The following is a 20,395-nucleotide window of genomic DNA, read 5'->3' as shown; positions in this document are numbered from 1 at the left end:
CGCCGGCCGGCGCCATGCCCCAGCGCGCATGCGGTTTGCTCGTCGGTTAATTATTTCTTTGGCATTCGAGCGCGCCTCTCGCGTCCAAAGTGCGCCCGAAGGCTCGCGGTCAGAGCAGACCGGTTCCAGTGTTCAAGACCAGTCTAGAAAGCCGGTTCACAACCCCACGCTTGACTCGGCGCCAACGCCTAGTGTTCCTTATAGAGGAAATTTTTGTTATGTGAAAATATGCCAGATCAGCAGTATACCCTCAAGACCGTCGATCGGGCGTTTGGCCTCCTTCACATCGTGATGGACGCAGCGGCGCCAATGAGTTTGTCGGAGGTTGCGGAGCGCGCTGGTATGAGCACGTCGAACGCATTCAGATTCCTCAAGACGCTCGAAGCCAGCGGTCATGTCGTGCGCGGCGAAGGTAAGCGTTACTCGGCTGTAACTGGTGGCGGGGGCGAGATCGGGCTATCGCGTGGTGTGGAGATCCTCGACTTGATTGCGGCATCTCCCGAGGGCAGCCTGAGTTCCGCGAGCCTTGCTGAGGCGCTGAGGGTGGACGTGCCGCAGCTTGAGCGTGCGCTCGTCAAGCTCGCCAATGCATCGGTCACTGACTACAGCCCCGAAACGGGCAAATGGCGGCTTTCTACGGGTATGATGCGCTTCTTTCGCCCGTTAATTAACGACAACGTTCTTGTCCGTTTTATTCGGCCGATAATGGAAGACCTTGCCCGGACCTACGGAGAAACGGTCAGTTGGTTCGTGGCCCATGGCTGGGAACAGGTGGTGGTCGAGGTTTTGCCGAGTCCCCAGCCCATTCGCTATGNNNGTGCTCGAGACTGGGGCGCGGCAGCCCGCCTATCTCGGGGCCGCCGGCAAGGCGTACCTTGCGAGTATGCCAGCTGTAGAGGTCTCAGCGTTCCTTGACACGCTGGAGCCGGTACAACTGACCAGCTTCCGGCTCGACAAAGCCGCGTTGAAGGATGAGTTGCGGGAGATACGAGCGTGTGGTTACGCGACTTCCGATAGCGAACGCGTCGAAGGCGCGACCTCTGTCGCTGTGGCGGTGCCGGGGCCAGACGGTCGCGGCATGGGGGTCATCAGCGTCATGATGCCGAAGTTCAGGAAATCGCCGGAGGATCTGCGGGAGATGGGAGAAGCGCTCAAGGCACGTGCGGATGCGCTGTTTGAGCCGACCGCGTCGTGACGCGCCGGCCCGCCGGATGGAAGGAGAGACGATGATCAGGGATGCCGACAGACTGGCGGACCTCGTGGCAACAGTGCGGGCTTGGGTGCGCGACGTGGCGCATCCCAACGAGGACCGAGTGGCTGACCTTAACGAGGTGCCGGGCGACATCGTTTCGGACATGGCCGATCGCGGATATTTCGGCTGGTCGATCCCGGAAGAGTATGGCGGGGCAGGCCTGACAACTGAGGAACTGGTGATACTGGCACTCGAACTGTCGCAATGTGCCGTTGCCTTTCGCGCCCGGGTCGGAACGAATACGGGCATCGGATCTGAGGCGCTGGTCGCCGACGGCACGGAGGAGCAGAAGCGCCGCTGGCTGCCGGATCTGGCAAGCGGCAGGTCAACAGGCTGTTTCGCGCTAACGGAGCCGGAGGCCGGCTCGGAGGCCACCGCCGCTTCCACAATGGCCCGAAAAGATGGGGACAGCTACGTCCTGAACGGCATGAAATGCTACATCACGAACGCACCCATCGCCGACCTCTTCACGGTGATCGCACGCACTGATCCGGACATTCCCGGGGCACGGGGCCTTTCGGCCTTTATAGTGGAGCGCGACACGCCCGGCCTGCGAACCTCGCCACCCTACCGAATGATGGGTCAGGCCGGTTCCCCGGTAGGCGAGATCGTGTTTGAGGAAGCGCGCGTTCCGGCGGCAAACCTCATCGGCGGGCGCGAGGGCGAAGGATTCCGAACCGCGATGCGAGTGCTGAACAAGCAGCGCATTCATCTTGCCGCACTTTGTACTGGCCCCGCGATCCGGATGTTCGACTTGGCCTTCGCGCATGCCGAAACCCGCAAGCAGTTCGGCCAGCCGATCGTAGAGTTTCAGCTGGTAGCGGCCCTGCTCGCCGATTGCCAGACTGAGATCCAAGCCGCCCGCGCCCTAGTGCTGGAAACCGCCCGTGCCCGCGACCGCGGCGAGGACATCACGCTGCAGGCCTCCATCTGCAAGTATTTCGCCTCGGAGATGTGCGGCCGGGTGGCCGACCGCGCGGTCCAAGTCTTCGGCGGTGCCGGCTATGTCGCCGATCACAGCCCGATCGAACGCTACTACCGTGATGTCCGGCTTTTCCGTCTTTACGAGGGCACGAGCCAGATACATCAGCTCAACATCACCCGCCAGACCCGCAAGGCGCGGGCGTTATGAGGGGCGAGACGGGCGCCCTGAAGGACCGAGACCTCGATCTCGACCGACTGTTCCGTCCAAGATCGGTGGCGATCGTGGGAGCCTCGGAGTCTCCCGGTTCGGTGGGCTCCGACGTGGTGGAGAACCTAATCGACCGCGGATTCGAGGGCCGTATCTTTCCTGTGAACCCAAAGCGCGACGCGGTTTTCGGCTTGCCCTGCCATGCCACGCTTTCCGACATCGTGGAGCCAGTCGACGTGGTAGCCGTCGCTGTGCCCGCCGCCTTTGCGGCCCCGGTCGTGATCGAGGCGGGCCGGATCGGCGCGCGTTTCGCGGTCATCTATGCCTCCGGTTTCGCCGAGGCGGGCGAGGAGGGTCGCGCACTGCAGGATGCGCTGACCCGCGCGGCCGAAGACGGTGGCGTTCGACTGATCGGCCCGAATTGCCAAGGCCTGATGAACGTGGCGGATGGAGTCCATATCGGCTTCGGCCCACCCTACAAGCTCGATTACGTCAGGGGGCGGGCCGGAGTCGTGTCCCAGTCTGGGGCGTTCGGCAACTCTCTTCTGATGGGGCTCTCGACCGAGAAAGTGGGGGTACGTCGCTACGTATCGACCGGCAACGAGGCCAATACGACGGCGCTTGAGATGATCGACGCGATGCTCGACGATTCAGGCACGAGCGTAGTCGCCGGGTATATCGAGGGGCTGCGGGACGCACGGAGACTGGGGGCGGTGGCTGCGAAGGCCCGGGAGGTGGGCAAGCCCCTGGTCCTGTGGAAGGTCGGCCGTTCTTGCATGGGCGCGCAGGCGGCCGTTTCGCATACCGCAAGCCTCGCGGGCGACGACAAGCTTTATCGAACCGCCTTCAGGCAGTTCGGGATCGTCGATGTGGACGATATCGGCGAGATGGCCGATGCCCTCCGCGGACTCGATACAGGGCGCAGGGCCACGGGTCCGCGTGTGGGCGTCGTGACGGTTTCGGGCGGTGCGGGCGTTGCGATGGCCGACAGGATCGAGGCGCTAGGGCTGGAGCTTGGCGTGTTCTCAGACGATACGGTCATCGCGCTGCATGATCTGCTTCCAAAATTTGCAAGCTTTGCGAACCCGTTGGATGTCACCGCGAACGCGGTGATGAACCCGAGCGCACTTTCCATGGTTCTGACCGTCGTGGCGCGGGACCCGGCGGTCGACATGCTGGCCCTGACTTTTGCAGGCGCTTCGGGGAAGGCGGGGCTGGCCATCGCAGAGGCGGTCGAGGCCGTTCACGCCGAGACTCGCCTTCCCATCGTCATCTCTTGGAACGCTCCTCGAAGTCAAAATAGCAAGGCCTACGAGCGGCTCGAGACCCTGGGCGTGCCGGTCTATGCCACGCCAGCAAGGGCAATCCGTGGCCTTGCGGCAATTTGGACGGCGCGCGGCGCGGCAACCACGATCCCGGTAAGGTCAATGCCGCACCAGGCTCCTGCACACTTGCTGAACGAGGTGGATGCGAAGGCCTATCTCGACGGTACTGGTATCCGGATCCCGGTCGAGACCGTGGTGTTCACCGCCGCAGATGCCCGCGCTGCGGCAGAAGGGATCGGCTTTCCCGTCGTGGTCAAGCTGTTGTCGAGTAAGCTTGACCACAAGTCGGACCTCGGCGGGGTGTGCGTGGGCCTGCGCGACGGCGACACAGTCGCCAAAGCCTTCGAAAAAATCAACGCTATCCCCGACGCGCTATCCCCGCCGCTACAAGGTGAGGGCGTCCTTATCCAGAAGATGGTAGTCGGCGGCATCGAGGTGATCCTGGGAGCGCGCAACGACCCCGCGTTCGGGCCCGTCGTGATGTTCGGTGCGGGCGGCATCTTCGCTGAGATATTCGAAGACGTGTCGTTGCGCCTTGCCCCGATCAACGAGGCCGAGGCCGCCGCAATGATCTCGGAGACCCGCATTTCGCGCATACTCTCGGGTGCTCGGGGACGCGCACCGCTTGACACGCAGGCGCTCGCCCGCGCCATCGCCGGCGTGTCGCGCAGGATCGCAGAGCCATCCGGCATCATTCAGGAATTCGAGATCAACCCGCTTTTCGTCATGGAGCGGGGCGTGATCGCGGGCGATTGCGTCGTGCGCGTTACCACGAACGAACAAGAAGAAGACACCTGACGGAGCAGTACGGAAATCACAGGCAACTAAAGCATCATCCAAGGGAGGAAGAACATGCTTAGAACGATTTCGACGATGGGGCTGGCCTTGACGCTGTCCGCTGGAGCGGCAATCGCCGAATACCCGGAGCGGGCAATCACCGCGATTGTGCCATTCCCCGCGGGGGGCTCGACCGACACGATGGCGCGCGCGGCGGCGCAGGTCATGACCGGCATCCTCGGTACCGACATTGCGGTAACCAACGTGGGCGGCGGTGCCGGCACTGTCGGCACCGCCCAGATCTCCCGCGCACGGCCCGACGGCTACACGATCGGCGTGATCCCGGCCGCGCCCCTAATCAACCAGCCGCACATGCGCGAGACACCCTACACCACCGACGATTTCGATTATATCTGCGCGCTCTTTCACAGCCCCCAGGCTCTGGCGCTCGCGCCGGGCTCGCAGTTCTCGTCGCTGTCCGAGGTGATCGACTATGCGCGCGAGAATCCGGGCGAGTTGACCTACGGTTCGCCGGGTCCCGGGTCCCTGCCACATCTCGCTATGGAGGTCTTCCTCGACGAGACCGGCGTGCAAATCGAGCATGTTCCCTTCCAAGGTGACGGTCCCGGCGTCACCGCGCTGATGGGCGGGCACATTGACATGTACATGGCGATCTTCTCCAACGTCCCACGCTACGAACTCGATGCCGTCGCGATCTTCGCGGAGGAGCGGGTCGCGGCCGCGCCGGACCTGCCGACATCTGTCGAGGAAGGCTTTGAAACGACCGCGAGCTGGTGGGGCGGTCTATTCGCACCAGCGGGCCTGCCCGAAGACGTGCTCGCCATGTTGACGGATGCCTGTGAGCAGACCGCCCAGAGCTCGGAGTTTGGCGAGACTCTGGCCAATCTCGGATCCTTCCCTCGCTATCTCGATAGCGAGGCCGTCCGCGAGCAGGTCCGGCAAGGCTCGGAGACGAACGGCGCGATCCTCGACCGCGTCCTGAACTGAGCGAAAGGTTTTTCGTGCAAAAAGATCTCGAGAGCCTAGTGGGTGGAGGTGCCGTTCTCGGCATCTCCGCGCTGCTGTTCACCCAGGTCCTGCCTGGGCAGTTCTCGGGTGTCGAGCTGGCACGAAACCCGATGACCTTTCCGCGCTTCCTGCTGCTGCTCTTCGCGATGGGTGGCGCGGCGCTTGCGCTCCGTGGCTTGTTTTGCGGAGCGCAGGACCGCAGCGAGGTGCCTCGCGTCGCGTGGGGACGGGTGTTTGCCATTCTGGTGCTGGCGAGCTGCTACTTTGGGGCCTTCGCGCCGGTCGGGTTCATCCCCGCCACCCTCTTATTCCTGCCTCTTTCCATCCTCGTGCTGGGCTACCGCAAACCGACGGTTATAGCTGCGGTCACACTCGTGGCCGTGGTGGGCCTCTGGTACGCCTTCGCGGAGATCTTCTCGATCCGGCCGCCCGGCATCGGCATGGAGGAACTGCTCCGCATGTGGGGAGGGGCTGGCTGATGGAGGCGCTTCTGTCCGCCTTTTGGGCGCTCGTGGCCCCGGTCAACCTCGCTATCCTGATCGGCGGTACGGCCGCGGGTATCCTCGTTGGCGCGATGCCGGGGCTCGGCTCGGTGCTGGCGATCACGCTGGCCCTGCCGCTCACCTTCGTGATGAGCCCCGAGCCGTCCATCGCGCTTCTGCTCGGACTCTACGCCGGGTCGGTTTATGGCGGTTCCCTGTCGGCGATTTTGATCAATACGCCTGGCACCCCGCAGGCGGCCGCGACGGTGTTCGACGGCTACCCGATGATGCAGCAGGGTAAAGGGGATCTTGCTCTCGGCTGGGCCACCATCGCATCGGTAACTGGCGGGCTGATCTCGACCGTGGTTCTCATCCTCGCGGCGCCACTTTTGGCGCGGATCGGTCTACGCTTCGGTCCGATAGAGTATTTCGCGCTCGGTCTTTTCGCCCTGACGTGCGTCGTCAGCGTGTCACGCGGCGATCTTCTCAAGGGTATCCTCGCCTGCCTGCTCGGCCTTCTAGTAGCGACGATAGGGCAGGACCCGCTGACGGGCGACGTGCGGCTACATTTTAGCAGCTTCAACCTGATGGCCGGTATCGCCTTGGTGCCGTTCCTTGTGGGACTTTTCGCCCTCTCGGAGGTGTTCTGGCGCGTGGCGGAGAACGCGGCGCCGGCCGCCCGGCCAGTGGCCCATACCGGATTTCGTTTCCCGCGGCTGGCCGATGTGGCCGGTCGCTGGCGCGTGTTCGCCAAATCCGCTTTAATCGGCACCTGGATCGGCACGCTGCCCGGCGTCGGCGCAACCGCCTCCTCTATGGTCAGTTATGCCGAGGCGCGGCGCTCTTCGCCCAACCGCGATAACTTTGGCAAGGGGGAGCCCGATGGTATCATTGCGTCCGAGAGTGCCAACAACGCCGTCACCGGCGGCGCCCTCGTTCCGACCTTGTCGCTTGGGATTCCCGGCGACCCTATCACTGCCGTCATGCTAGGCGCACTGATTATACAGGGTATCACCCCAGGCCCGCGGCTGTTCGTCGAGAATGCCGATCTAATGATCTTCATCTTCGCGGCTCTCTTCATCGTGAATCTCGCGCTTCTCGGCTTGGGCGCGGTAATGGGCCCGATCTTTGCGCGCGCGATCCGTGCGCCTGAACCAGTACTCCTATCGCTTATCCTCGTGCTGTTGGCGATCGGGACGTTCTCGGTCAACTATACCGGCTTCGACCTTCTCGTAATGCTGGTAGCGGGGCTTGCGGGGTTCGGCATGCGGTTGCTGCGGTTCCCGCTTGCGCCTGTGGTGATCGGCTTCGTGCTCGGTCCGATGATCGAACAGAGCCTGCGACAGGGCCTTGTCCTGTCGCGGGGGAATTTCCTGAATTTCTTTCAGCAACCCATCGCTCTCAGCCTGTTCATCGCAAGCGCGCTGTTCCTGGGCTGGTCAGTGTGGCGCCACCTGCGCGAGGCGCGGATCGCTAAGCACAAGGAGGGACCAGCATGAAAGCCTATCGAATCGAGAAGGACGGCAAGGTTGGCCGCGGCGTCGTCGTCGACATGGCTGAGAGCGATCTCGACCCGGGCGAGGTATCAATTGCCACCCGCTTTGCCGGCATCAATTACAAGGATGCGCTGGCGGGGCTGGGCGGGGCACCAATCATCCGCCGCTTTCCCTGTAACGGCGGGATCGAAGCAGTAGGCACGGTCTTGACCAGCGAGGATGCGCGCTTCGCTCCAGGGGATAGCGTAATAGTGCATGGCCGTGGCATCGGGGTCAGCCACGATGGAGGGCTGGCTGAGCGTTTGCGCGTTCCTGCGGATTGGGTCATGGCAATTCCGGGTGGCCTGACCGCGCAGGAGGCGGCGACGCTTGGCGTGGCGGGCTATTCCGCGGCGCTTGCCGTAGACCGGTTGGAGGCCCTTGGCCTTGCCCCCGGTGACCTTCCGGTGGCGGTCAGCGGGGCCTCCGGGGGCGTTGGGGCTTTCGCGGTGGCGATGCTCGCGGGCCTAGGGTTCCAAGTGCTGGCGATCTCTTCCAAGGCGGACGCGGTCCCGTTCCTGACCGGCCTGGGCGCGGCGGAGGTCATCACGCCCGGCGATCTTGGGGACAAAACCTTCGGCCCGGCCCGCTGGTGCGGCGGGATCGACGCGGCGGGCGGCCCGGTTCTGGCGAAGATGCTGGCTGGGACGGACCGCGACGGGGCCATTGCTAGCTTAGGTAATGCCGCCGGGGTCGAACTGACCACGACAGTGTTGCCCTTCATCCTACGCGGCGTCACCCTTACCGGAATCAATGCCGACAGCGATATGAACACGCGGCGCCGAATCTGGGCGAGGCTCGCCAACGACCTCAAGCCCGACAGGCTTGCCGACTGGGCCGATATCGTCGCCTTGAGAGACGTGCCCGACGTGATGGCGCGGATGCTTGACGGACAGACCACCGGGCGTACCATCGTGGGTTTCGGGAACGACGCGCCGACATGAGGACGCCACTGTTTACCGTCGCGCTTATCGCCGACACGCATATCAACCCAGTGGATGGCCAGAGTGGTTCACCCTGGCGGTCAAATGCGCTGGCCAATGACCGCGCCCGATGGGCGGTCGCCGCGCTGAACGCGGACCGGCCCGAGATGGTCTTTCACCTCGGCGACATGGTGCACCCGTTGCCTGCGCAGGAGAGCTATGCCAATGCGGCGGCGAGGTTCCGGGCGATCTTCGCCGGGCTCCATGCGCCGCTGCATTGCTTGCCCGGCAACCACGATATCGGCGACAAGCCCGGTGACTGGATGCCCGCGCATCCAGTGACGGCGGAATCTTTCGCCATCTGCCACGAAACGTTCGGGACGCCGTGGCGTGTCGTCGACCACGGTTCGTGCCGCTTCATCCTGCATTGCAGTCCTATCCTCGGCTCGGGCTTGCCGGAGGATGAGGCGCAATGGTCATGGCTGAAGGCGCGGCTGAAGGAGGCCGGGGATCGCCGGGTTTTTTTCCTGACGCATTACCCGCTGTTCCTGACGCATGCGGATGAACCGGAGCACTATGATAACCTCGCTTGGCCCGTCCGCGACCGGCTGCGCCGTCTGCTGGTCGCCCATGGCGTCGAGGCAGTTTTCGCCGCGCATGTTCACACGATTTTTCATACGCCGCTATCGGATGCACCGGGCGCGCCGCTGCAAAATGTCGTTCCCTCTGTCTCCGCCCTGAGGCTCGATTACAGCTACATGTTCCGTGCGCCGCCGGGGCCAGGTCAGGAACACGGCCGCAACGACGCGCAGAAGCTGGGGTATTACCTGCTCGACGTGATGCCGGAGGGGTACCGTATCCGGTTGCGTCGGTCCGGTGGCTGCGCCGTGGCTGAGGAGGACGCCGCGTTCAACCCCGGCCCCCACTCCGCCTATGATGACGAGCTTTCGGAGCGCGAACTGGGAGTCGACATGCGTCACGGCTGGGCGCAGCCAATAGCCATCCCCTATTCCGGCGTGGTGGACGAGTTCCGGCGCAAATACGTCCGCAACGATTATCTTGTGACCGCTCTGCAGGAGGCCGGAATTCGCGACCTCCGCGTGCCCATCGATGACCTTCAGGATTCGACGACAAGGGCCCGGATGCACGACCTGGCGCGCATGGGCCATCGCTTTCAGGCCTTCACTATCGACGGCCCCCACCGAGGGATCGCCCAGTTGTTGGGGGACGTGGCAGGTCTGTCTGGCTTGGAGGTGATCGCCCGGCAAGATGAAATGGAACGGATGCTTTGCGACTGGAGGGCTGCCAAGCCAGAGGGTTGCATCGAGCTTCTCGCATCGCGCCTATGGTCCTCCGCTGACATCGCGACGGAGGCAACGAAGTTCTCACACGGCATCGGTCACGGCTTCTTCCCGACCGATACCGATCTGCTTGCCGGCGCCGCGAAACACGCCGATGGCGTGGTGATCCGGGTCGGCCCAGATATGGCCCCGCAACAAGCGCTGGCCGCGCTGCCGGCGACGGACCTGCGGCGGATAGTGCTTTACGTTACGATGACCTCTTCTAACCCCGCCCAACCGGCCAACAACGATGCATACCAATGCGCTCGTATTCTCTCGGCTTTGCGCGCGGCGCAAGACTATCCAGTGGCCGTATCGGTGATGCTGGATACGTTTGACGATCATGACAGAGGGTATTTCCCGCGCCACGGACTTTATGACGTTCAATTTAATCCAAGACCTGCCGCCATCTATCTTTCCAGCCACCGGATTTCCGGTTCGAGAGCGGTGCTCGACTAGGTATTCGGCTCCACGGTTTAATGGTGTGACTCTCTCACAGGAATGGAAGCAAGCACTCAGGTCGGGATTCATTGATCACACGCTAATGTTCCGCGTGACCGTTCGAAAAGTGAGCGGTGACATGAGCAACGTCTTTAAGCTGACAGAAGCTCAGATGGCATGTCCCGAGCCCGCTTTCTCGTAGTCCCACGGCAAGGCTCGCGTCGATGATCGACGCGTGCTGTCAGGCGCTGTTTTCATCAATCGCGATGGGTTGCGTTGGTGAAATGCACCGAAGCCGTACGGCCCGCACAAGGCGCTCTACATCCTCTGGAAGCGTTGGAGCGAGAAGGGTGTGTTCGTGCGGATTATGGCGGGCCTGGCTGCGAGGCCGAGGAGACCAGGGCCATGATCGACGCCACCTACCTGAAGGCCCACCGCACCGCGTCCAGTCTGGGCGTCAAGAAGGGGGGCGTGGTCGCCTGATCGGACGCACCAAGGGCGGCATGAACACCAAGCTGCACGCCATTTGCGACAGCCAGGGACGCCCGCTGAACCTGTTCGTGACGGCGGGACAGGTCAGCGACTACATCGGTGCGCGGGCGCTTTGCGACAGCCTGCCCGACGTCGACTGGCTGCTCGGGGATCGCGGCGATGACGCTGACTGGTTCCGGGAAGCGCTGAAAGACAAGGGGATACGCGCCTGCATCCCTGGTCGGAAACAGCGCAACAAGCCGGTCAAATATGACAAGCGCCGCTACAAACGCCGAAACCGGATCGAGATCATGTTCGGCAGGCTCAAGGACTGGCGGCGGGTGGCCACGCGCTACGACCGGTGCCCGAAGGTCTTCCTCTCGGCCATCGCTCTCGCCGCTATGGTCATCTACTGGCTATGAGTCCTGAGCCTAAAACCTTGGCAGCTTTCTTGGTCGTGCCGAATTGCCAGAAGAAATTGCCGACTGGTCGCTCACGAGCATCCAAAGCCGTCTCATCGAGATCGGTGCACGGGTTGTGCGACATGCGCGCAAGATCACTTTCCAGCTGGCAGAGGTCGTTGTATCGGGCAGCGTCTTAGGCCAAATCCTTGCCGCCATCCGCGCGCTCAAGCCACCGCCGAGGCCCGCATGACGGCAAGCACAACAAAACCGAGACAAAAGCGGCTCGATAGTTGCGCCTTGGCGCTGCCCAAATAGGCCAAAGCCCGAGAAAAGCTTGGAAACCGCGCTTGTGGAACCCTCAAAATCGATGATCTTGTAGCCGACATCGCCTTCAGAGTTGAAAATGCCCACGAGAACGGTCAAGATTCTCACAATACAAAGTTACTTGGGAAATATCGGCCTACTGACTTCAGAGATCCAACCGCCGGCAGTCGCATTGTGAAATAACGCCTCGCTGATGCGCGATACGCATGATCGGTGGATGATTACGCATTGGACTTCGGCTCCGCCCAATGAGATTCCTCTCGGGAAATTTGCGCTTATATCTTCGGGATAGTCTGAAGCGACGGGGCATAGTCCCTTAAAGGTGCTGACCTTTGGGAGACGGCGAAAACGGAACTGGCCAAGGAGACGCATCGCTATGTCGTACAGAGCCGCGCGGCGACTATCCCCGATTGTTCTGCTGCTTTTTCCAGCCCTGTGGGGATGGCTTGGGCTTCTCAACAACGTAAGCGGCTTCTCGGGCACGCGCGACTTTGCGGTTCGTCCCATGCTGGAGATGAGCGATACCTACGGAAATCCGGCACAGACCTGGAGAGCCGTCACGGCCCCGTGGGCGGCCACAGTCGCGCTTGTCGCCATCACCGCGGCTGAAGCCCTGGCAGGACTGTTCTCGACGATCGGGATCATCCGGCTGATCGGCGCCCGAGGAGGGTCCGGCGAGACCTTCGACGCAGCAAAGACCGCAGGGATCTACGGTTGTCTCCTCGCGATCCTAGTGTGGGGCATCGGGTTCATGGTGATCGCGGGCGATTGGTTTCTGTCTTGGCAGTCAGAGTCCTCGATCGATGGACAGCTCGGCGGAATGATCTATGCGCTGCCCTCGATGCTTGCCCTCGTGGTTCTGCTGCTGCCCGAGCCCCCGGACGGGCGCTAGCTGCGAAGCCTCGACAGCTTGTCCTTGTCGCGCCCGAGCCGGCTGATCGGCGTTTTGTATCTAAGATAACGTTGCCCCCTTCGACTGCGGTCCATGACGCGTTGTCGGGGAGCCTGTAACTTGCCCGCGTCACTGTCCTGGCGCAGGCTGGTTAGAATGACTCTTCCACCACTGCATGAACGCAAGTTTCAAGTCGTTCTCGCATTGCACCACTGAGTAGAACGGCGACAGTGAAGTCAAAAATCAGGTGGCATATCAGTGAGGAGGCGGCTTTCCCATATTGCTACCGCAATAAATTAGACCTATGTCGTGAATTAAATAGGCATAAGCTTCGAAAAACCCTCTTGAAAATCGAAATAATTGAAAATTCGCCAAGCACCTGACTTTGACCCGCGCCGGATGCTTGCTCAGATCGCGCCTTTCATTTCCAATATCTAAATTCGTAGATCCATGGTGTGTACGATGCCGGTGGTGCATACGATGCCAGCCCGACTAAACTCCAGACTTCTCTTGAGCCGTTCTCGATACACAGCAGATGCGACGTCATATGATTTGTCCTTGCCGATCGAGACGTTTTAAAGGTTGCGTGTCCAGCCGGTAAATGTCTGGGAGAACTTCGGGAAAGAGCAAGCAGACCTTTGGGTCGTGACCAGGAATTGTGTGCTCCGCGCTGGAGGCCAGCGCGCGAATGGTCTTGAAGCCGTCAAGAGCATCCTGCACGTCCACTACGATGGGAAACGGGTTTTCTGTGAGGAAGTTCTCATAGAAATGCGTCGCGTCAGAAGCAAGACACACCCACCCTGCACCGGTCTTCACCTGGACGGACTGCAGCCCGCGCGAGTGACCTCCGATACGATGAACCAAAACGCCTGGTGCGATCTCTGCAGAGCGGTTGTGAAATACGACTCGCCCGGAATAGATGCAGCGGACCATCTCGACGACATGTTCGACCGTGAATGGTTTTTGCAAGATGGGATGGCACATGCAGGGCCCGGTCGCATATGCGATTTCGGCCGCTTGGAGGTGAAAGGAGGCATTGGGAAACCGCTCGAGAGAACCGGCATGGTCGTAATGCAGGTGTGTGATGATCACCGAATCTACCGAGCCGGATAAGATATCCAATTGCTCCAGAAGAGTGACAGGATCGTGCAGCAGCTTCCGGCCCCGTTTCTCGGCCTCCAGAGCGCCGAACCCTGTATCTACGACAATCGCTCGGCTAGGGCTGCGTAAAAGCCAGACGAAATAGTCCATACCATTGAGGCAGGCATGATCGTCATTGAACAGGAAGCTATCGGAGCGCGTGAACCCGGGCAGTGTTGCATAACGCAACGCATAAACTTCCCACGTATCATCGCTCAAGCGAGCCTCCTGTTTCTATTTTCCCACGCGCAGTTACGCATTGCGCTGAAAGCCGCGGTGTTCACGTTATGGCACTTCAATTTGGATCCAGTCAAAGCACATACGCCGTCGCGGTTGGGGGTCACCCTTGGTCTTCAGAGCCCTGAGAGAGAAAACGGTAGATTTCGGTGTGATCCCCGTTGGGCATCGCCCCTGCCGCACGGGTCCACAAGTCTGCGGTCGCTGAAAGACCCGGTTGTGTCGCTGCAAGAGCCTTAGCTAAATCATTCGCTGTTCGAATGTCCTTCGACATTAGTCCCAATGCGAAGCCTGACCCGAAATCCCTCGAGAGGACAAACGGTTTCATCTTGACCTCGGTGGAGTTGTTTCGGCCCGTTGACGCGTTCAGGACGTCAATGAATACTTGGCCATCGATCCCGAATTCTTGTGCGATCAAAGTCGCTTCACATGCCGCTTGAAGACCTGCAGCCGATACGTAGTTGTTCAGTGCCTTGACGGCGTGACCGCTGCCCAAGCCTCCGGTGAGGAAGATTTGCGAGCCCATCGCTTCGAGAATCGGGCGAACTTGCTCGATCTTGTCGCTTGGGCCCCCGGCCATGATGGCAAGGGTTCCGGCCTCAGCCCTCGATACGCCACCTGAGACGGGTGCGTCGATCAGAGCAATCTTCTTGTGTGCGAGGATGTCTCCCAGTTCTCGAGTAACCAGCGGAGCTGACGAGCTCATGTCGATCACGATTGTGCCGGGGCTTATTGCATCTTGCACGCCAGTGAGGACCTCCCGGACAACTCGACCATCGGGAAGCATCGTTATGACGACGTCTGCGCGCTGTACGGCTGCAACCGGCGTGTCGGTTACGTCCGCTATCGCGCCGAACCTAGACCGTGCTGAAGGGCGAGTATCATGGCCGACGACGCAAAAGCCGCTCGAGACAAGGTTGGTTGCCAGCGGCAGCCCCATGCGACCAAGACCCAGGACCGCGATGCGATGTGTCTCTGGCAAACAAGCCTCCCCAACGTACCGGCCACGTCAATATCGACATCCACCTCCTCTCACGCAAGGAGTTTTTCAGATTGTCTGATCATCCGTTGATTTCTGGCAAGCGGCTAAAGTAGGCTCTGACTGCATCAACGCGTGCGACCAACGCTCGCGGTGATTCTCGTAGGGAGGAGCAACATGACAAAACTTGCCTCGCGCATCTTCGGCGCATCTCTTGCTTTGACAGCCGTGTCTACCACGGCGAGTGCCGAGATCGATCGCCTGTTCCTGCAACTCGGGTCCCCTTTCCCGGAGGGCGTCTACCTGTCAGACATTGATCGGTTCGTTGCCGCAGAGCTGGCCGAACGGTCGGACGGGCGCATCGAAGTGGATCTGAATTTCTCGAACGCCTTAGGTGGTCCGAACGAGATCATTCCTCTCGTCGGTGCCAGTGCGATCGGGCTCGGGGGTATCGTAACCGGCTACCATTTCGGGGAGCTTCCGTTTGCAGGGCTCACGAATGCAGTCCCGGCAACATTCGAGGCCGATAGTGTGCTCGACATCACCGAGACGCTCTACGCCGAGAACGAGACCATCCAGGCCGAGTTCGATCGGCTCAACCTTAAGCCGCTCGTTCTGCGCCATCTGCCGCAATACACTCTGCTGTGCACTGAGCCAGTGCGAACCATGGACGATCTGAGAGGCAAAAAGGTGCGCAGCTATGGCGCCTTCATCCCGCAGATGCTCGAGGCGCTCGGGGCGATCCCGGTCAATCTCGGGATGCCGGAGATGTATGAGTCCCTTCAGCGGGGCGTTGTCGACTGCGTGTACTGGACACGTTCACTGACCGTGCCGTTCAAGCTGCACGAGGTCGCGAAATACATGTCCGACCTGGATCTCGGCGCAATCAATGCGGTGACGCTCTTTACCAGCCAAGACAACTGGAATTCGTGGTCGCCCGAAACCCGGGCGTTGTTTATGGAGGTTGCCGCTGAAGCCAAGGCGATGTCGCTTCCCATGACGCAAGAGGTCGAAGCAGCCGCGCTCGAGGTGATGCGTGCAAATGGCGTCGAGGTCATCGAATTTGAAGAAAAGGACGCCGCCTATGCAGCTGTGCCCGACATGCTGACCCTCTGGGTCGAGCAAATCTCGGAGAGGTTCCCCGATCTTGCCGAAGAGGCTGCCGGGACAGCAAACGACGTGCGTCAGATGATGGGCGAAGATAGCCAGTCCTAACGGCGTCTCTTCTTCTTGCCCTGTGCCCCCGGATGGCGCAGGGCGCCTTGTCGCAAAGCCTGAAGGGGTCCTCCCCATGAGTGTCCTTGACAGCGTCACTCGTACCTTCGTTTTCGCCTGTGCGATCATGTCAGGCGTTCTGATCGTCGGAATTGCCGCATTGGGGTTTGCTGACGTCATCGGTTACCAGTTTTTCGACACAGGGGTACCCGGCGCGCTCGAGTTGGCATCGAAAGGTTTGGCCGCAGCCTTCTTTTTGGCTCTGCCCTTGGCCCAGTATCGGCGCAGCCATGTCGATGTTGATATTGTCGCGAACCTGTTGCCTGAGGCGCTTCAGCGGCTGTTCGGCTATATTGGTCTTGTTGCCGCACTGGCCGTTTTCGGGGTCATCGGATGGCAGGCCGTCGACCTGGTCACCAAAAGCTATCAGCTTTCCGAAAGTGCGCAGGGAATCATCCCCTTCGCCGTATGGCCGTTCAAGACGGCGGTTCTCGTAGGTGCGATCGGATCGGCGCTGATTGCCCTTATGCAAATCCTCGGCCGGGACGCGCTCTGATGGAGCCGTTGTCGCTTGGCGCTCTGGCCATTCTCTCCGTCATGGCCCTTGTTGCGCTCCGCGTTCCGGTGGCGATCGCGTTGTTCCTGGTGGCCTTTGCAGGAATGTGGGTGTCGCGTGGTCTGCCGTTTGCACTAATCCAGGCTCAGCTCGTTCCGTTCGCGACAGTGTCGTCCTACACGTTCGTTGTTGTACCCATGTTCATCCTGATGGGCGCAATAATGTCATCGTCCGGCGTCGTCCGAGAACTTTATTACTTTGCCCAGGTCTCTCTCGCACGGTTTCGGGGTAGCCTCTACCATGCGACCGTCGTCGGCTCGACACTATTTGCCGCGATTTCTGGCTCCACTATAGTGAACTCGGCCATGTTCACGAGAATTGCGATGCCGGAGATGATGGCGCGCAATTACAACAAGGCTTTTGCCGCGGGTTGTATTGCCGGGGTCGGCACCTTGGCGGCTCTCATTCCGCCGTCTCTCAGCTTCATCATATATGGGATTCTGACGGGTGAAAGTATTGGGCGTTTGCTTGTGGCAGGCATCCTGCCCGGTATCTTGACGGCGATCCTGTTTATGACATCAATCGCCATTATGCTACGCTGGAAGCCCCACTGGGCGCCGAATCGGGAAGAGGCCTTGCCGATCCGCGAGAAGCTGCGTGCCTTCGCTGCTATATGGCCGGTAATCCTTCTGATCGGAATCGTCCTCGGGGGCATCTACACTGGCTTCATGCCTCCATCCGCAGCCGGAGCTGTAGGCGTCGTCGGCGCACTTGTCATAGCCCTCCTGAGACGTCGCCTATCTGCGCGTGAGTTCTCAAGCAGTGTCGAGTCGACACTCAGCCTCACGGCGTCCCTGTTTTTTATCATTATTGGCGGTACACTTTTCGCGCGCTTCCTTCTGACATCTGGCTTCATTGGCGACGTGAACGATTTCCTAGAAGCCAATGCCGTCACCCCAGCGATGTTCTTGGCGATGCTCGTTGCGCTTTACTTGGTGCTGGGCATGTTCGTCGATCCAATCTCGATCATGGTCATGACGCTACCATTTCTGTTTCCGGTGGCGGAGGCTATGGGAATCGACCCCATCTGGTTTGGCGTGATTGTAGTTAAGCTGGTCGAAATCGCAGTCATATCTCCACCAGTTGGCATGAATCTGTTCGCTGTTGTCAGCGCTTCCGACGGCCAAGTTCAAACGAAGGACGTCTTTGTAGGCATTCTGCCCTTCATCGTTGCCGAAGTCGTATGCTTGGCTCTGATTTTTTCGTTTCCAGTGATCGCGACTTTTTTGCCGGACAACATGGGATGATCGCTTCAGTCACGCATTTGCGCCAAGGCAACCTTGGACGCATTCTCGATATGTCGTCGACAGGCCTCTTCGGCGGCCGCGACATCGCCTGCCCTAATAGCAGTGGCAATGGCCCGGATTTCAGCAATGCTTTGGGGCAGGCGCTCGGGTTGGCTCATCGAGGTGAACCGCAGCGCACTGATCTGATTGTGAAGGCTTGTCAGGAACTTCGTCACATACTTATTTCCGCAACCTGTCATCAGCTGTTCGTAAAACGCAGTTTTCGTTTCGACCATCGCCTGTCGGGAACCGGTATCGCACGCGGCGATGAAAGCATTCACCGTGGCGTCGAGGCGATCGGCGAAATCTTCGTCGACGAAGCGCGCGCACTGACCTCCGGCATACGCTTCGAGCAAGCCGCGCAGCGCATACAGTTGCACAGCGTCCTCGGGCGAAACTCGCGCGACCGATGGACCCTTGTGGGGGACCGTTTCGATCAAGCCTTCTGCTTCAAGCTGCCGCAGCGCTTCGCGTACCGATGTGCGCCCCACCCCAAGCGTCTCGCACAGTTCCCGTTCGACAAGTCGCTGGCCGGGCTTGAACAGGCCCGCAGATATCGCTTCACGCAGCTTCTCTTCCACGAGACCGCGAAGTGTCGCGCGGCTCTTCTGTATCTGGAGTTGCATATTCGTCTCCATAATAACGCCTGCCGGCCTTTGCCGGCGCGTCGCATGCTGAGTGTACTACAGTTGTAAGATTGTCTACGAATCTTTTTGCGTGGCATGCTGCCACGCTCCGTCTGGAAGGGAGAGTCATATGGCCAGTCAAAGCAAAGCTGATCTTTCAAACGTCTCCGAGAGTTTTGAGCGTGGTTTGCGAACACGGCGCGAAGTGCTCGGCGATGCTTATGTCGACAAGTCGATCAACGCCGCGACAGACTACAGCTTTCCCATGCAGGAGCTGGTGACCGAATACTGTTGGGATACGATCTGGAACAGGCCCGGCCTGGATCGCCGATCGCGATCCATTCTGAACCTTGGAATGATCGCCGCTCTCGGACGGAGAGACGAGCTGAAGCTACATGTTCGCGGCGCATTGCGTAACGGGGTGACGAAGGATGAGCTACGCGAGATTTTCATGCAAATCACCATTTACTGCGGCGTTCCAGCCGGTATCGACAGCTTTCGCACTGCTCAGGAAGTGATGGAAGAGTTCGAGGGCTGACCATGACCCTTGTCTCTGATTTGCGAGCTCGCATCGAAGCTGCATCGGGAGATTCGGAATTGCGCCACAACAGTCCTGGGCTTGAGGTCGCGGTCCGATTGGAGGTGGAGGATGCTTCCATTTCAATTCAACTTTCAGGTGGTGACGTGCGAGTTTTTGATGAAGTCGCCCCTGATATCGTCATCGCTGGAACGAGGGCAGGTTGGTCAGCTGTTGTTACAGCTCCGCAGCCTCCTTTGCATAACAGCTTTACAGCGCTTCAACTCGCAAATCCAGCGTTCGAGGTTGCCGGCGAACCGCTGAAGATTGCGCAAGCGCGCGCGGCGCTGGATCGTTTGATCGAGTGTATAGCCCCAGTCATGGCAACCGAAGCCTCCGCATTCGAGTCCGATCTTTCCCAAGTTTCCGGTAAGTATGTCGACTTGGACACACAAGGTGGTCATTGCCGCGTTTACTACGAGACAGCCGGTGAAAGCGGGGTGCCACTGGTGTTTCTGCACACCGCAGGTGCTGATGGTCGACAATATCTAGAACAGATGGCTGACTGCGAGCTCGCGTCTCGATTTCGTCTGTTTGCGCCCGATATGCCTTACCATGGACGGTCGATGCCCCCTCGCGATTGGGATGGCGAACCATACTGCCTGACCAGTGTCGTTTATCTTGCTTGGCTGACGGATTTCGTTGAGACCGTTATTGGGGAACCTGCTATTTACGTCGGTGGCTCCATGGGTGCGGCGATTGCTTTAACTATGGCTGCGCAACGACCGAATATGACGTACGGTGTCGTGGCGCTGGAACCTCCCTTCCAATCAAAGGGTCGCCAAAACCCTTTTCAAAATCACGTGTGCGTTCATGCAGGGCTTCATAACAGTGCTTTTACCAGGGGCCTAATGAGCCCTTCGAGCCCGATCGATCATCGTCGTGTTGCCAGCTGGATTTATACGCAGGGGGCTCCTGGTGTTTATTATGGAGATCTTGCGTTCTACAGTGAAGAATTTGATGGAGCTGAAATAGGGCCACTGATCGACGCATCTTCCACGCCGGTGGCTCTCCTTTCCGGCGTCTATGATTTCTCCGCGACGCCAGAGGACGGCGCAAAGCTGGCGTCAACGATCCCGGGAGCGCTTCATATTGTTATGGATCGGTTAGGACATTTTCCGGCGACCGAGCATCCGGCACTGTTTCGCCCTCACTTGATGCGAGGCATTGAGCACGTCACCAATCAGCGCGTCACCAAATAGCGGGTCCTTCACCAATGGTCGTGCCGGAGGAACTCGCCTTGAGGTGGGGTAGGGGGCTCGGTAGCGTCGGTGGATGACCGAGCGGATTGCGGCAAGCGGTTCAAGATGAGCCCGGAGATCATCCGCCTTGCGATCATGCTGTACATCCTGTTCCCGCTGTCACGGCATTCCCCCGGTCGATGAAATCGCC

At 60.3% G+C, this 20,395-nt stretch carries 18 protein-coding genes and 2 pseudogenes; 17 read left to right on the top strand and 3 right to left on the bottom strand.

The genetic code is table 11. From position 1 onward, the window contains the following. Nucleotides 1-228 precede the first annotated feature (228 nt). From AB6A66_RS16780 to AB6A66_RS16725, 12 genes and pseudogenes are all read left to right on the top strand, one after another. A complete protein-coding gene (locus AB6A66_RS16780) occupies nt 229-915 on the top strand; it encodes a helix-turn-helix domain-containing protein (protein WP_371056786.1) in 687 nt (228 codons plus the stop codon). Then, nucleotides 812-1,195, top strand: coding sequence for an IclR family transcriptional regulator (locus tag AB6A66_RS16775; RefSeq protein ID WP_371056785.1), 384 nt, complete (start codon nt 812-814; stop codon nt 1,193-1,195). The genes AB6A66_RS16780 and AB6A66_RS16775 overlap by 104 nt, the downstream gene beginning before the upstream one ends. 31 nt (nt 1,196-1,226) lie before the next feature. After that, nucleotides 1,227-2,384 carry an acyl-CoA dehydrogenase family protein gene (locus AB6A66_RS16770; protein ID WP_371056784.1) on the top strand — a complete coding sequence of 386 codons (1,158 nt, stop codon included), beginning with the start codon at nt 1,227-1,229 and terminating at the stop codon, nt 2,382-2,384. Then, complete coding sequence (locus tag AB6A66_RS16765) at nt 2,381-4,507, top strand: acetate--CoA ligase family protein (RefSeq protein WP_371056783.1); 2,127 nt, start codon at nt 2,381-2,383, stop codon at nt 4,505-4,507. Before AB6A66_RS16770 ends, AB6A66_RS16765 begins: the two co-directional genes overlap by 4 nt. Before the next feature lie 54 nt (nt 4,508-4,561). Then, the gene (locus AB6A66_RS16760) at nt 4,562-5,494 is read left to right on the top strand and encodes a tripartite tricarboxylate transporter substrate binding protein (RefSeq protein WP_371056782.1); all 933 of its coding nucleotides are present in this window, start codon (nt 4,562-4,564) and stop codon (nt 5,492-5,494) included. A gap of 14 nt (nt 5,495-5,508) precedes the next feature. Then, on the top strand, nt 5,509-5,994 hold the full coding sequence (locus AB6A66_RS16755; RefSeq protein ID WP_371056781.1) for a tripartite tricarboxylate transporter TctB family protein: 486 nt from the start codon (nt 5,509-5,511) through the stop codon (nt 5,992-5,994). Then, entirely contained in the window at nt 5,994-7,496 is a 1,503-nt protein-coding gene (locus tag AB6A66_RS16750; protein WP_371056780.1) for a tripartite tricarboxylate transporter permease, read from the top strand. Before AB6A66_RS16755 ends, AB6A66_RS16750 begins: the two co-directional genes overlap by 1 nt. After that, nucleotides 7,493-8,476, top strand: a complete 984-nt coding sequence (locus AB6A66_RS16745) for a YhdH/YhfP family quinone oxidoreductase (RefSeq protein ID WP_371056779.1) — start codon at nt 7,493-7,495, stop codon at nt 8,474-8,476. The genes AB6A66_RS16750 and AB6A66_RS16745 overlap by 4 nt, the downstream gene beginning before the upstream one ends. Further along, nucleotides 8,473-10,254 carry a metallophosphoesterase gene (locus tag AB6A66_RS16740; protein ID WP_371056778.1) on the top strand — a complete coding sequence of 594 codons (1,782 nt, stop codon included), beginning with the start codon at nt 8,473-8,475 and terminating at the stop codon, nt 10,252-10,254. Before AB6A66_RS16745 ends, AB6A66_RS16740 begins: the two co-directional genes overlap by 4 nt. A gap of 121 nt (nt 10,255-10,375) precedes the next feature. After that, nucleotides 10,376-11,129: pseudogene (locus AB6A66_RS16735) on the top strand (IS5 family transposase). 13 nt (nt 11,130-11,142) lie between these two features. Next, nucleotides 11,143-11,361 (top strand): annotated as a pseudogene (locus tag AB6A66_RS16730) (transposase); the annotation flags it as partial. Nucleotides 11,362-11,811: 450 nt separating this feature from the next. Beyond that, entirely contained in the window at nt 11,812-12,327 is a 516-nt protein-coding gene (locus AB6A66_RS16725; RefSeq protein WP_371056777.1) for a DUF2165 family protein, read from the top strand. A gap of 543 nt (nt 12,328-12,870) precedes the next feature. On the opposite strand, the gene AB6A66_RS16720 is transcribed toward AB6A66_RS16725, so the two are convergent. Together AB6A66_RS16720 and AB6A66_RS16715 are read right to left on the bottom strand one after the other, a co-directional pair. Beyond that, complete coding sequence (locus AB6A66_RS16720; RefSeq protein ID WP_371056776.1) at nt 12,871-13,686, bottom strand: N-acyl homoserine lactonase family protein; 816 nt, start codon at nt 13,684-13,686, stop codon at nt 12,871-12,873. Between the two features lie 121 nt (nt 13,687-13,807). Then, nucleotides 13,808-14,686 (bottom strand): NAD(P)-dependent oxidoreductase, encoded by an 879-nt coding sequence (locus AB6A66_RS16715; RefSeq protein WP_371056774.1) that lies wholly within the window; start codon nt 14,684-14,686, stop codon nt 13,808-13,810. Between the two features lie 174 nt (nt 14,687-14,860). Here AB6A66_RS16715 and dctP point away from each other — a divergent pair, with 174 nt between their 5' ends. The 3 genes from dctP to AB6A66_RS16700 all read left to right on the top strand — a co-directional run bounded on the left by dctP (nt 14,861) and on the right by AB6A66_RS16700 (nt 17,761). Continuing rightward, nucleotides 14,861-15,898 (top strand): TRAP transporter substrate-binding protein DctP, encoded by a 1,038-nt coding sequence (dctP, locus tag AB6A66_RS16710; RefSeq protein WP_371056773.1) that lies wholly within the window; start codon nt 14,861-14,863, stop codon nt 15,896-15,898. Nucleotides 15,899-15,974: 76 nt separating this feature from the next. Beyond that, nucleotides 15,975-16,454: a TRAP transporter small permease gene (locus AB6A66_RS16705; protein WP_371056772.1), complete on the top strand. Its 480-nt coding sequence runs from the start codon at nt 15,975-15,977 to the stop codon at nt 16,452-16,454. Beyond that, complete coding sequence (locus AB6A66_RS16700) at nt 16,454-17,761, top strand: TRAP transporter large permease (RefSeq protein ID WP_371056771.1); 1,308 nt, start codon at nt 16,454-16,456, stop codon at nt 17,759-17,761. Before AB6A66_RS16705 ends, AB6A66_RS16700 begins: the two co-directional genes overlap by 1 nt. A 5-nt stretch (nt 17,762-17,766) precedes the next feature. On the opposite strand, the gene AB6A66_RS16695 is transcribed toward AB6A66_RS16700, so the two are convergent. Beyond that, nucleotides 17,767-18,426, bottom strand: a complete 660-nt coding sequence (locus tag AB6A66_RS16695; protein ID WP_371038663.1) for a GntR family transcriptional regulator — start codon at nt 18,424-18,426, stop codon at nt 17,767-17,769. Between the two features lie 130 nt (nt 18,427-18,556). Here AB6A66_RS16695 and AB6A66_RS16690 point away from each other — a divergent pair, with 130 nt between their 5' ends. Then, nucleotides 18,557-18,964, top strand: coding sequence for a carboxymuconolactone decarboxylase family protein (locus AB6A66_RS16690; protein WP_371056770.1), 408 nt, complete (start codon nt 18,557-18,559; stop codon nt 18,962-18,964). A 2-nt stretch (nt 18,965-18,966) separates the two neighbouring features. After that, the gene (locus AB6A66_RS16685; protein WP_371056769.1) at nt 18,967-20,205 is read left to right on the top strand and encodes an alpha/beta fold hydrolase; all 1,239 of its coding nucleotides are present in this window, start codon (nt 18,967-18,969) and stop codon (nt 20,203-20,205) included. The last annotated feature ends 190 nt before the right edge of the window (nt 20,206-20,395 follow it).

Origin of the sequence: Rhodosalinus sp. K401 (assembly GCF_041365735.1) — a bacterium.
Lineage (GTDB): Bacteria > Pseudomonadota > Alphaproteobacteria > Rhodobacterales > Rhodobacteraceae > Rhodosalinus.
Note: the sequence above shows the minus strand (reverse complement) of the source record. Positions and strands in the feature narration are given on the sequence as shown.